The organism is bacterium SCSIO 12741, assembly GCA_024398055.1.
Lineage (GTDB): Bacteria > Bacteroidota > Bacteroidia > Flavobacteriales_G > Salibacteraceae > SCSIO-12741.
On the sequence record CP073749.1, the window covers coordinates 777867 to 791347 of the forward strand.

Sequence of the window (13481 nt, forward strand, 5' to 3'; positions counted from 1 at the left end):
CAAACCATGAATGAATCCAGAACCTATCAAATTGAAAGGCTTGCCGGAGAGGGCAGCACCAAAAAGTTGTTAGAAGTTCTTAGTGAAACTTATACTCAGGAAGAAATGGATATGGCCCTTTGCAACGCCTTGGCCTATTCCCGGATTGAAACGTGCGAACAACTAATTTCAATGGGAGCTGATATAAGCTGGGGAAATCACAACGGAGTTTATTATGCAGTGCACAACGATGAGATTGACGGCTTAATGTATTCCATTTCCAAAGGAGTTGACCTGAACACCGAAAACGGAATGATCTTGAATACTGCTGTTATGACGGCAACGAATACCAAAAACAACTCGATGGTTAAGTGGATTTTGGAAAGTGGAGGAGATCCGAAATTGTTATCCCAAGACTCCCTAAACACGGTAGAGAAATTTGGTAATGAAGAATTAAAAACCATCATACGGCGATTCCTCGATCATCAAGGCTAAAACGAATGGGAATAACCATCCACAAAATACTCGATCAAAAAGACCAGTTTGCCTATGCTGAATTGACGCACGGAACCGAGCGATTTAAGGCTCATGTGTGGAATGAAAAAGAGGATCTCGAAAAACAGATTGGAATAGAAAACCTCCTGGTTGAATTAAACTACGATCGACTGCTAAGCCTAAAGCTTATTGAAGGTTTTCAGGACAAAGACTCCTACATCCGAAGAATCGACCAGCACTATCAAATAAGGGGACGGGTAATTCAGATTATGAAAACAGAAACGGACACCTTGATCGATATCTACCTACAGACCGGACCAGACTTTATCTCTATACTCCAATCGCAAATTGGGAACCTAAACTTGGACAAAGAGCAAGGAGTAGAACTGGAAATCACGGAGTTAAAATTCTTTCCAAGTCATTACTAAATCAAGGTTAGCCCAAATTTTTTTCAAGTTTACTTCTTACAATTCGGCATTTTGAATGATTTTCGTAACTGATCAACGAAGTTTTTCAGAACCATTCATGACCGAGGAACAGCACCTATTGTGGACCAGAATTCAGGATTTCGAAATCGATGATATCGAATCGGATTTCACCTTTACGGATCGATTAGCCCGGGAAAACGATTGGAGTATGGAATACTCGGTTCGCACCATTCACGAATACAAGAAATTCCTCTTCCTGATTTGTATTGCCAAGCACCCACTCACTCCTTCTGATCAAGTGGATCAGGTTTGGCACCTGCATTTGTTATACACCCATTCCTACTGGATTGATTTGTGTAAAAACACCTTGAACCGGGATATTCATCACGGCCCCACCAAAGGCGGTCAGCAAGAAAAAGACAAGTTCAAAGATTGGTATGGGGAAACCAAACGCTTTTACCAGCAAGTGTTCGAAGAACCTTACCCAGAAGACATTTGGCCACGAAGTGAAGTGCGATTTGGCGAACTTCGTTTTACCCGGGTAAACCGGCATAGAAATTGGGTGATTCCCAAACCAAAATTCAAATAACCAATGGAGATACTCTCAAAACTAACCCCTGCCGAGACTCACTTGATTCTTAACACCAAGGATACCAAGCTGAAGCACCTCATGAAATACACCTTCATGGATTTATTGCTCAAAAAGGTTTTGCAAACCAAAATGGAAAGAAGACAGAGCAGCCACCCACGCTCCAAGGTCAGAATCCACGACTACGTGATTAGAGGGGTCAATTTTGAGAATTATGAGGCTCAACCTCATGAAATGATCTTTCTGAGCCCTTATGCTAAAAGCAAAACCTTGAAAATTTTGATTCGCAACCTCATTACCATGGGGGTCCAGAATTCGGAAGGAGGCCAAAGGTATATCCAAAACTATGTCCTTAAATCATCCAACCTTGATAGGTACTTTAAAAGAGGCTTCTTCCACAAGATGTTTGCCTCGATCAAGCTTTCTGAGGAAGGACAAAAGGTACAGGCCGAAATCAAGTCCACCCTCGCCCGATTAGAGAAAGAGCTCCCTGAAGCCATTCGTGATGATGAGAAAAAGGCCATGGAGATTATTACGGCTATTCATGGTCATGTTTTCCTTCTTGAAAATGTAGATATAGACCTACTGAAAGAAATCGACGAACATTTTATTGCCGAATTCGGTCGAAGAAAGCACGCCTATGTTAATGATTGTGCTGGCTGGTTGGCCTTTAGTGCTCACGACAGTACATTTGATGAAGCTTATAACTCAGCTGCCTTTTATGACGGCGGAGCCAGTGTAGGAGGCGGTTGCAGTGCCTGTTCCGGATGTGGAGGTTGTGGCGGCTGCGGAGGATGCGGCTAAAAAGAGACAAACGAAAGGGAGCCTTCAAAAAATAGAAGACTCCCTCAAACCCTACAAGTTCCCGACGAATATCTTTTTGACCAACGGGATCTCAATACCAGAATCATCCATACCATTGAGCTAAACAGGACATGCAACAAAGGTCTGATCTCAACAGATCAGATCACGGTATCAAATGATACAGAGATGAAAAAAGTTACAGAAGCTCGATGGCTGCCCGGTGCAATTTTACCCGGCCATTCATTTCAAACTGTTTCAGGATACGCGAAACAACCACCCGGGTGGTTCCGATTTCATTGGCCAACTGCTGGTGTGAAATGGGAATCATAGACTCCCCTTTTTCCTCTTGCTGAGTTCTTAAGTAGTTCATTACCCGTTTGTCGACATGGCTAAAGGCAACGCTTTCAAAAGCGTCCAGCAATTCGTCGTAACGGTTACGAAAGGTTTGAATCACAAACTTGTTCCAGGAGGGATATTTGCGCTGCCATTCGGTTATAAAATTGGTCGGAATAGCAAGAATTTCAACCTTTGAAGAAGCTACGGCTTGAGAAGGACTCTCGTGATTAAAAAAACAAGCTGATAGCGACATCATACAGGTTTCCCCGGGACGCACATAATAGAGCAATATTTCTCGATCCTCGCGCGACTGAAACACTCGAATTTGTCCGGTCAAAACAATGGGTAGAACCTTTACGTATTGCCCTTCTCGAACAATGGTTTCTCCCTTTTCAAACGACAACACTTTTCCTTGTGCAACCACTTCTTCCCGAAGATCGGGCTCTAAAATGAACTGCGCCTTTCGAAATATTTCTTGGGTATCGAGCATGGTTTCCAGGCTGAATTTCGATCTGGAAACAAAAATGCGCTATTTCGTCGAATCCTTGCTCTTCTTTTTGAAGGGCAGGCTATTGATTAGCAAGACTTGAAGTTGAGTTCTTCCCCGATCCTGAATCACATTTTGGTACATCACTCCAGCCTCCAACTTGAGGTTGGGAGTCAATTGATATCCAGCAGCCGTATAGGTCCGCATCCGATCCATTTCAAAAGATGGAGAGGTCACAAAAATTTCATTGTAAGCCGAAAAATAGAGGCATCCTTTTTCAAGTTTAGGCTTGGTGATAGCCGCTCTGAACTGAAGGAAGTAACGCAACCGATATTTCAAGGTACTCTGGGCATTGATAAATCGCTGCTCAAAGCGAAACCGGTGATTCAGGTAGAAGCGTCCAAACTTTTGCTTGGTAAAAAACTGCTGGTAGATTCGGTGTTCATCATCCTTGGATTTCTGATCCTTTATTTCTCGCATAGGATCGGTGTAATTTTCCGAGTGAATATATCCGTATCCCAAAGAAAGGGCGTTGTTGTTTTCGGAAAGATCGTAGCTAATAGCCGTTCTCAGCAGGAGCTGTTCAATGTCGCCCATCATTTGATAATCCCGGTACTGTACTTCATTCCACCAATGCCATCTTCCCTGGATGCGCTGATCTCCCATGTACATGTACCAAGCTCCCAGATCGGATTTCTGAGACCATCCTTGTATTCCAAACGCAATTAGAGCCAGGGTAATGATGCCCTTATGCCAGTTTTTAATCCCCATTTTCAAGTCTGTTTGACCGCAAAAATAGGTACGAAAAATCCAAATTGCTGTTAAAACTCGAGAATCACACCGATGGTGGGCAATACAGTTCCGGTGGTGTTAGGAACTTGCTCCATATCATAGACCTGTTGCTCGTAAGGGTCATCAGGATTGAGTACAATGAAGTTTCCGTTATCATCCTGCCTTGGATAAAGGAAGTCCTGATCTTCGGCTTGGAAGTTGAGAATATTTTGAATGTCCAGGTAAAGGTTTAAGGACCATTTTTTGAAGTTGAAGGTCTTGTCTACCCGAATGTCCAATTGATTGAACGAAGCCAAACGCTGCGAGTTGATTTGCTGGTAATCCAATACACCGGATGGATTGATATCGTAGTTTACCCGTAGAGAGGATTCGGGAAACTTGTAAGGCGTATAAGGTCGTCCGTGAACGTATCTCCAACGGGCACCAGCTTCCCATTTCTTTTTGAACTTCTTTCCGGCTGTCAAGCTCACCAAATGCTCCGAGTCCCACGAAGATGGAGCGTAAGCTCCTCCGGCATTGGTAAACTCGCTTCTCACCCAGGTGTAGGAAAGAATACCGTAAAATCCTTTATACAACTTCTGCTGGGCCAATACTTCAATTCCGTATGCCCGGCCTTCTGAGGTAGAAATCACCCGTTCGTTACCCACTACGCCAAAGTCAGCTCCGATATTGGCCAGGCTAATTCCTTTGTTCACGGAAAGCGGATATTGGTTGTATTTTTTGTAAAAACCTTCTACCGTGATTTTGGCCGTTTTGCGAGGCCTCCACTCTACTCCACCATTCAAATGATCGGCATAGATGTATTTTAATCCGGTGGACTGATTGATGAATTCGTTGCCCTGGCGATAACCCAATATGGTATAGGCTGGAAGCTGGTAGAATCGTCCTGCTGCCAAGTTGATGGACCAGTTCGTTGTCAAATCAAAAGAAGCACTGGCTCGTGGAGAAAACTGTTCCAATGGATTTTCCATGGCACTGCTGTAGTCGTTTCCATCCACTCTAATTCCAGCTGAAATACGCAATCTACTTTCCAATAATCGCTTACTTACCTGAACGAAGGCACCATATTTATTCATTTCCAAATTCGACTGAAAATCTACCGTATCTACCCGTGAAGGGCCTAACCCACTTCCAGGAATCACCACCCGGTTGTAGGTGCTGTTGTTGTACTTAGCGTATTCATAGTTTACGCCATAGGACAATTTCCAGCCATTGAGTCGAGTAGTATTTTCAAAGCGGAATTTGTTTTCGATTTCCTGCGAACGGTAATTAAGGATTAGGTTGTCTTCACTACTGTCGTCGTTGTCCTGGTATTTGGTCGATTCATTGTTGAGCATATTCCGACTCACTACGATCGTTTGAAAACTGTTTGCACCAAAATGCTTGTACACCGCTCCTATAGCGTAATTCCATTGCTCATTAACTGGAATATTGGCCAGAATATATTGTTGCTGGCGGGTTTCGTTTGCATCGGTGTTTAGTTTGAACTTATCCAGAGCTCCTATGCTCACCAGGGAGATTTCATTCTTCTGGTTGATTTTGTATTTCAGCTTGGTTTGGTAATCGTAATAGGTAGGTAGAAAAGGTAAATCCAGGGCACTAAATAGAAACTGAAGGTAGGATTGCCTGACCGAAAACACGAAGGTCATTTTCTTGCTTAGGGGGCCGTCGAGCGTAAGACCCAAATCCGAAGAACCCAGGGTAACCTTACCCCGAAGTTTATCCGCATTACCGTCCAATTGCTTGAAGGTTAGTAAAGAACTCATCATGTTGCCCCGACTTGCCGGAAAAGCTCCCGACTGAAAATCCACTTCTCGAATCAGGTTTACGTTGATAATACCTACCGGTCCGCCCGAAGCACCTTGCGTTTGAAAGTGATTGATGTTTGGCACTTCAATTTCATCCAGGTAAAACCGGTTCTCATTGGGAGCACCACCCCGAATAATAATATCGTTTCGAAAAGCGGGCGTTGAGGCCACACCCGGAAAAGACTGAATCACCTTGGATACATCCCGGTTCGCCCCTGCGGCCCGTTCAATCTCCGTTACCCCAATCGTCTGCATCGAAAGTGGGCTTTCTTCCGTTCGATTAAAGGGGTTCGCTTCTACCACCACTTCCTTCATCTGCTGGGCGGTCTTTTCCATCTTGATGTCAAAATTGACCGTTCGACCTGAAAAGATCTGGATATCCGGACTAATGACAGAACGGTATCCCAACACCGATACTTTTAATCGAATGAACCCCGGTTGAATGCCTTCAATTAGGTACTCTCCGTTGATGTTGGTCGTCGTTCCCTTGGTAGTACCATCAATGATGATGTTGGCAAAGGGTAGGGGTTCATTGCTGATATCATCCGTGAGTACACCACGAACACCTCCGGTACCGGCATCACCAGCCTGCAGCACTCCGGAGATTCCCAGAACAATAAACATTATCCAACTCAAGCGAGCAAAAAGCATCATTTTTCGTCTCTTTAGGTTTTCATGGAAAGAACCAACCGATACCAATAAGGTTCAAACAAGCATCCACAAAATTCTCAATAGGGAAAGTTAATCAAGTAATCCATGAATGGCCTACCCATCGAACAAAACAAACTTAAATAACTGACTTACAATGAAATTCAAAAATTATCACTACCTTCAAATCTTGATTAGATGATTTTAAAATCTATCAACAAACCTTAAACAAAATCCACATCATGGCTCAAAGCCACACCCTACATGTGGGATTGAATTCTCTCCTGGATTCAGCCTGTAAGTCTTGGTTGAGTCCTTCACTTTTATTAATCTTTCTAAACCTTTTCAACTATGAAAAAGCTTGTTATGCTGCTTGCCCTGGTGTCCTTTGGGTACACCGCCGTTAGTCAAACCATTGTAAACGTTCGCAACATGAGCAACTGTACCGTTGGGTATGAGCTCGACATCCTGGATGCCAATTGTAATGTACTTGGAACCTTAACCGGGTCGGTTAATTCTTGTTCCACCAGTTCAGTCAATATTGGTACGCAATCCAAATATCGCCTGAGAACTACTTTCACAGGACCCTGGAGTAATTACGTGAGTAACTATTCTTCTTGCCCCACCAATGCTTGTGAAACTGTGGGCGGTTCTTGTGCAGCAAGTTCCGGAGCCAGTTTTAATTACGTGGGTACAAACTGGTATGTGGTTTGGCATCAAGCGGCTTGTGCAACGAGCATCTCGCCTTGCTACTAAGATGAACCATCATCATTCCAGTGACCTACACTGGGGAAGGGGCAATGCCCCTTTTTTTATGCTTTAAAGATTGCTGCCGTCATGCTGAATTTCAATTAACCTTAATTTTACCCTCCCTTACTGCTTTGACACGCGATTACATCCATATCAACGATTTTATCATTCTGGTAGAAGAAGCGCAGGCCAATACTGTGGAAGTGGATATCTGTGGCTTTGAAGAACCACTCATTGCCGTTGCCTTTTACGGATCGGGGAATGTGGATCTGGCTGTAAAGTATGGGCAGAAAACCAAGAACTTTAAACACACCAAGGGGCTGGCTCTTTCTTTCTATGCGGATGATCAGGTAAGTTTCGAACACACCATTTCTGAGCACAAAAATTTGGAGTGTATTGTAATCGCAACGGCCTTGCGACACTTGGACAAACTACCGAATCAGGAAGGAGAAATCTTTAAAGAATTGCTCCAGGAATTGGTGCAGCCCAAGGATCATTATGTAGAAGGGCCGAGCTTTTTCATGACTCCGGAAATGCAGCGTATTCTGGATGCCTTGTTTGCCAACCAGTATTCCGGAAAAACCAAAATGATGTTTTTCAGAAGCCAGATTACGGCGCTACTCTCCCACTTCTTTGGGCAGTTGGCGTTGATGCATGATTCCAGGGCTCAAACCGATCATCGTGATAAGCTCAATGAGGCCCGGGATATTTTGCTTGCTAACCTGGACAACCCGCCATCTCTTTCTGAACTTTCCCGACAAATTGGGCTCAACACGTCCAAACTCAAAAAGGAATTTAAAGCGGTATTTGGAGAGCCTGTTTTTAAATACCTCCACAACGAAAGACTGTCCACAGCCCACAAACTCATCAGCGAACAAAAAGCAACCGTACAGGAGGCCGCCTGGCAAGTGGGTTATGATAGCCTGAGTTCCTTCTCCAACGCTTTCTCCAAAAAATTCGGATACCGACCCAGCCAAATCAAGTAGTGCACTTTTGGAACAAATCGTTCTTCCGCTCGAATAAATGATTCAAGACGGACCGCTTGACCTTTGCTTCATCAAATTTTTAAAACGAAAACGCGATGATGGCAATTGGAACCATTCTCTTAAGTATAGGGCTCTTAGTTGGAAAAGGCCCCGTTACCTTTCAACAACCCTCTGGGCCTTCCACTCAGAAGGATCATTACGATTTTTCTTTACCACTGACCTATAAGGAACGTGCCTTCCAAATCCTGGATACCAAGTGCAACGTGTGCCACCGCAGGCAAAACAAAAAGCGAGTATTTACTCCCGATAACATGTCCCCTTGGGCCCAGGACATTTATGAGCAGGTATTTGAAAAAAGGAGAATGCCTCGTGGAAACCGCATCAAGCTTACTCAAAGCGAATACGACGATTTACTAACGTGGATCAACTCCACTCCCAAATTTTAAAACATGGAACTCTCATTCAAAACCCTCAGCTTATTGCTTGGCATCATTCTAACCGGATTAACAGCCGGCTTATGCTACACCTGGTCAAATGCTATAACCCCAGGAATTGGAAGTCTTGATGATCACACTTTTCTAAAATCTTTTCAGGCCATGAACCGGGCGATTATCAATCCCAGTTTTATACTCGTTTTTTTTGGCCCAGTCATTCTTCTCTTTCTAAACGCCTATTGGTTTAGGAACACCAGCCCCATCACCTTTTGGTCCTTTTTGATCGCCGCCTTGGTTTTCTTCATAGGTGTAAGCGTGGTCACTGTTTCGAAAAATGTCCCGCTCAACGAAATCCTCGACAGGAGCATTCTGGAAGTGATGAGTAAACAAGAGCTGGCCCAGCTCAGAAAGACCTTTGAAGAGCCCTGGAACCGCTGGCATTGGATACGCACCCTAAGCTCTATCGCCTCACTTATTCTGCTGCTTATGGGCAGCTTCAATCTGAAATAAAACAACCCGATCGCCTTACGATCAAAATCATTAATACTTAAAAAATAGAGACATGAAAACAGAGAACATCTTAGTACTTGGTGGAACCGGAAAAACCGGGCGCAGAATCGTCGATTTGTTAACTCAAAAAGGACATAATGTGCGCATTGGTTCCCGAAGCAACCAACCTTCATTTGATTGGCATCAACCCGAAGAATGGACTCATGCCTTGGAAGGAATGGACCAGGTATACATCACCTATCAACCCGACCTGGCCGTGCCGGGAGCCCTTCAAGCGATTGAGCAATTGGTCAAAGAAGCCCAAAAAACGGGTATTCAAAAATTAGTTTTACTCTCTGGAAAAGGAGAGCGCGAAGCCGAACTTTGCGAACAAGTTGTTATCCACTCGGGATTGGATTATACGATCGTGAGGGCCAGCTGGTTTAACCAGAATTTTAGTGAAAGCTTTTTGGTAGATCCCATTTTGGATGGTTTCGTTGCCCTCCCTCAGTCCGAAGTTCAAATTCCCTTTGTAGACGCCGATGATATTGCCGAAGTTGCGGTCAAAGCACTCTTGGAAGAAACACATAGTGGAAAAATCTATCAACTGACCGGACCTCGATCACTAACCTTTAAAGAGGCCATCTACGAAATCGCCGAGGCCAGCAATCGAGCCATCACCTTTGTGCCAATTACCGTGGAAGAATATGGAGAAGGAATGCGCCAAGCTCAGCTACCCGAAGATTTTATCTGGTTGATTGAATACCTCTTTCGTGAAGTGCTGGGGAATCCTAAAAACTCAGAAATCACCCAGGATGTGGAAAAGGTTCTTGGTCGCCCGGCGATCGATTTTAGCCAATATGTCCAGAGGACTGCCCAAACCGGAGTTTGGACCGTTGCCTAAGTAACTATGGATCGAGCAATGGTTTCCTCAAGAACAGAATCAGCATTTCGCGTAAGGCCCATTCTGGAAGTGAACATTCCCAAATCTCTTAAGAAGCTTCTTTTTTATGCCGTCCGAAATGGCCTTCGAACCTTTTTCCGCTATTGACTCTGCCTGTGGGAAAGCCCCTTTCCGATATTTTTCGGGGAGGGGTTTGCTTGTTTTCCATAGTAGGTCCACTTGGGTAGTGCAATTCACAACATCCTTACCCTAAAAAGTAAAAAAGCGGACCGAAGTCCGCTTTCTCATCATGTTTTTGATTTTAGATTACTCGATAATTAAAGGAGTAGTTTCAAACAAACTTCCTTCATTTTCTTTCCAGCTTATCAAATAAGTACCTGGCGTAAGTTCACCAAGCGACAACTGATTAGCCTGAAGTCCAGGGGCATCCAAGATGATACGTCCTGAAAGGTCCAAAATTTTCACGTCCAGGACAGGTCTGGTAAATGAAACTTGATTGGTAGCTGGATTCGGATAAACCTGAATCGGGTCTTTTTGTAATTCATCACCTGAGCCATAAACCACGTCCAACCACTCATCATCATCAGCGGAAACTTTTTCACGACCAGTAGGAACTCCGGTCGCACTACAATCGAACAGTTGTACGCAAAGATCAGTTTTGCCAATGCTGTATCCTGATTCGGACACATCCGGGTTATTTTCCTCCCAATTGTAAATACTCTCCTCAATCGGATCTTGATACATGTGAATGGTCAGCGGTACATCGCATAATGTTTGAGTTTGAGATGTACCAACGGAATCAGAATTAATGACAAAAGGCTTACGGGTTGATCCAGTGGCCCCAGTTAGTCCGGTTATGGTATATCCTCTATCAGGAGATTGCCACACGCCTAACCCTACGTTTTTTGCATCCATATCGTACTCTACCGAGAAAACCAAAGAGCTCCACAGTGGATCTAAAGCGAATAAATGAGTACGTTCCAATCCTGAAGAGCTCAAACGAGTCTTACCGGTAACAACGGTTTCACCTCGATCATTTATGGTCAAGTTGTGCAACAACATCATTTCAGATACATCCTTGGCTACCATTAGATGGTTGATCAAGTTTCCAGTTGAGCTTAGTCTTACGATTAATCCATGACGAAAAGTGGCATTAGTTCCAGAACCAGTGTGATCACTCGTGCGACCAACAACAATGAACTCTCCACTCGCAGTCTCCTTAATCGCTGTGAAAAAAGTATTACTTCTTTCGGATGAAGGTCCATTGAGGTTATAAACACCTCCGGCTAAGGTTCGTCTGAACTTATGAGCCCATTGAACATTGTAGCTATTGTCCATTTTAATGACCAAACCAGCATGGTAGTCATAATTGTGTCCGGTATTTCCAACGATCACAAATCCACCATCTGATGTTGGCTCGACATCACGCATGTATTCCCAGTTTCTTGTGGCTTTACCTAACTGACGAAAAGCTAATAGTGAGCCTGTGCTATCAGCTACAAGAGTAAAGAAATCATGTACCTGACCTGAATACTCATGGCCGTTGTAAAAACCAACCATGGCAATATCTCCATTGTTCAGTTCAACAGCATTAGTACTCAAGACATGGTTGCTGATTTCATAAACCTGAAACCACTTCACAGAGCCATCACGATTTAAACGAAGCAAGAATGGTTTTTTCTTTGTACTTCCGTAGCTTAGGGTAGTACCACTAACAATATAACCGTCCGCACATTTTTTCACTGAAGTACCACGATCTTGATTGGAACCACCATATCGATTAGTCCAAATTACACGTCCTGAGTCGGCGGCCAAAGACACATAAATGTCACCGCTATTATCCTGGCTCGTCGCAACGGTAATTACTCGTTGAACCGGAGTAGGAAGACCTGTTTCCCGATCTGGAATTGAATCCACAAAGTAGTCTGATTCCTTTCTTCTAAAATGAGGGTAATTTTGGGTATTGTGCTGGTGGATATTCATGTATTCAATGAATTGATCATTGGGATAACAATCAACATGAATGGTGATGGAATCTAAAGCGGAGCAATGGCAGTCCGAAACGGAATAATAGATCACGTGATCACCTGGTCCTGCTACATTAGGATCGAATTGAGTACCGGTTACACCCACACCTGAAAAAGTACCTCCAGAAGGAAACCCGGAAAGATTGATAGGCGCAGAACTCCAAGAAGTGGAATAGCTCTCAGCCTGAACCATTGCAGAAAGCATACAAGTATCAATTGTTGCTGTAAAGCCCAAAAGATTGGTGTCAATCGGGTTAATACTATTCAGAGGGCCAACCATGGTGTCATGAAACTGGCCTCCAATGTTAAATGTATTTGTTCCCGTAATTTCCATCGCATAGGCTTCAACATGTTCTGCGCCTCCATTAAATGTATAACTGCCCAAATAGGTTCCATCCGGGTGGTAGCGGTACAGCCATAGCTTGCCTGTAAACCTTCCAGAACGGTAGGTACCTGCTCCTACAGGGTAACCACAGCCATCAATTTCGACGTCATACCCTATGCAGGCAGAGCCAGGAAAGTAACTTTCATCAAGCCATTCAACACCGCTCAAATCTGCTTTTACCTTGGCCATGAACATCGCCTGGCTGGAACTATAAACCACTTTATTTCCCATTTTTAATGAATCCAAAAAGGTTCCAGTCACATAAAAATGAGATCCGCTTAGCGCAATTCCATGACCTTCCCCAAAACCTGAACCTCCACTCGTAGCGGATAATTGAGCAATGAGAGTTCCACTTGGATTGTACTTATTCATTAAAAGGGCGTCTGAGGCTCTTCGCCCAACAACTACGGGATTGTCGCTAGGGTCCAACTCCAAATCATACCCTTCTGCCAGGGGTAAGTATTTATGCCATTGATATACTCCCGAAGAATTAAGCTTAACCAGCAGTAAACCTTCATTGGCATATCTGTACTTTTTTGAAGGATTAAATATGATAGAATCCAAAACCTCACCCACAAAATAAACATCTCCAGAAGCGGCCTGTTCTATATCCCAAACATTGGTATATGTGCTATCGCCATTGATCCGAATAAAGGTCTGCCAGGAAGGCCCGCGAATGATTAAGGTATCGTAATTCCATATTCCACCTTCAATATTCCCTCCACCAGACATAGATTCAACAGCGGTCCATTGGTCGGCGGGGTCTGGATTGACGGTCCCAATACCAGCATTTGTGTACGTCCCCGCCATGTCTAAGACAAGATGATTTCCGTACCCTCCTTGTAAACTAATTTGTGCCTGAATTGGCCCCATCAGGAATCCAACCCAGACTAATAAAAAGATTTTTTTCATCGATCGATAAGTTTAAGTTAAGTGCCTACTTCTTCTATGGGTTTTTCGGCTCATACCCAAACCAAAAGTGAATGCCCATAGGTTAGGATAAAACACCTGATTTGAATCCGGTAGTAGTACTGAAGAATTTGGTACTATTGAATTTGAACTTGGTCATGGTCCAATTCGGTCAAATATCAGGAATGGCTAAACTATCCTTTCAATTTTTGGGATTTGTGGTTTGGGATC

General features: G+C 43.8%; 13 protein-coding genes. 9 read left to right on the forward strand and 4 right to left on the reverse strand.

The window, feature by feature from the left end; all coding sequences use genetic code 11:
- Positions 1-6: 6 nt before the first annotated feature.
- From KFE98_03270 to KFE98_03285, 4 genes are all read left to right on the forward strand, one after another.
- Positions 7-474: a hypothetical protein gene (locus KFE98_03270; GenBank protein ID UTW63191.1), complete on the forward strand. Its 468-nt coding sequence runs from the start codon at positions 7-9 to the stop codon at positions 472-474.
- A 5-nt stretch (positions 475-479) separates the two neighbouring features.
- Entirely contained in the window at positions 480-902 is a 423-nt protein-coding gene (locus KFE98_03275; GenBank protein ID UTW63192.1) for a hypothetical protein, read from the forward strand.
- Positions 903-999: 97 nt separating this feature from the next.
- Positions 1000-1491, forward strand: coding sequence for a hypothetical protein (locus KFE98_03280; GenBank protein ID UTW64629.1), 492 nt, complete (start codon positions 1000-1002; stop codon positions 1489-1491).
- A 3-nt stretch (positions 1492-1494) separates the two neighbouring features.
- Positions 1495-2295, forward strand: a complete 801-nt coding sequence (locus KFE98_03285) for a hypothetical protein (protein UTW63193.1) — start codon at positions 1495-1497, stop codon at positions 2293-2295.
- Between the two features lie 196 nt (positions 2296-2491).
- On the opposite strand, the gene KFE98_03290 is transcribed toward KFE98_03285, so the two are convergent.
- Genes KFE98_03290 through KFE98_03300 form a run of 3 tightly spaced genes read right to left on the reverse strand, consistent with a single transcriptional unit; the run spans position 2492 to position 6372 of the window.
- Entirely contained in the window at positions 2492-3121 is a 630-nt protein-coding gene (locus KFE98_03290) for a Crp/Fnr family transcriptional regulator (protein ID UTW63194.1), read from the reverse strand.
- 39 nt (positions 3122-3160) lie between these two features.
- A complete protein-coding gene (locus tag KFE98_03295) occupies positions 3161-3889 on the reverse strand; it encodes a DUF2490 domain-containing protein (GenBank protein ID UTW63195.1) in 729 nt (242 codons plus the stop codon).
- A gap of 50 nt (positions 3890-3939) precedes the next feature.
- Complete coding sequence (locus KFE98_03300; protein UTW63196.1) at positions 3940-6372, reverse strand: TonB-dependent receptor; 2433 nt, start codon at positions 6370-6372, stop codon at positions 3940-3942.
- Between the two features lie 345 nt (positions 6373-6717).
- Between KFE98_03300 and KFE98_03305 the strand changes: the two genes are divergently transcribed.
- The 5 genes from KFE98_03305 (at position 6718) to KFE98_03325 (ending at position 9929) form a co-directional block, all read left to right on the forward strand.
- Positions 6718-7122 (forward strand): hypothetical protein, encoded by a 405-nt coding sequence (locus KFE98_03305; protein UTW63197.1) that lies wholly within the window; start codon positions 6718-6720, stop codon positions 7120-7122.
- A gap of 125 nt (positions 7123-7247) precedes the next feature.
- Positions 7248-8102 carry a helix-turn-helix transcriptional regulator gene (locus KFE98_03310; GenBank protein UTW63198.1) on the forward strand — a complete coding sequence of 285 codons (855 nt, stop codon included), beginning with the start codon at positions 7248-7250 and terminating at the stop codon, positions 8100-8102.
- A gap of 95 nt (positions 8103-8197) precedes the next feature.
- The gene (locus KFE98_03315) at positions 8198-8548 is read left to right on the forward strand and encodes a hypothetical protein (protein UTW63199.1); all 351 of its coding nucleotides are present in this window, start codon (positions 8198-8200) and stop codon (positions 8546-8548) included.
- Between the two features lie 3 nt (positions 8549-8551).
- On the forward strand, positions 8552-9046 hold the full coding sequence (locus KFE98_03320) for a DUF1772 domain-containing protein (GenBank protein ID UTW63200.1): 495 nt from the start codon (positions 8552-8554) through the stop codon (positions 9044-9046).
- Positions 9047-9098: 52 nt separating this feature from the next.
- A complete protein-coding gene (locus tag KFE98_03325; GenBank protein ID UTW63201.1) occupies positions 9099-9929 on the forward strand; it encodes an NAD(P)H-binding protein in 831 nt (276 codons plus the stop codon).
- A 306-nt stretch (positions 9930-10235) separates the two neighbouring features.
- Here the strand turns inward: KFE98_03325 and KFE98_03330 are convergent, their stop codons facing one another.
- A complete protein-coding gene (locus KFE98_03330; protein UTW63202.1) occupies positions 10236-13151 on the reverse strand; it encodes a T9SS type A sorting domain-containing protein in 2916 nt (971 codons plus the stop codon).
- Positions 13152-13481: the final 330 nt, after the last annotated feature.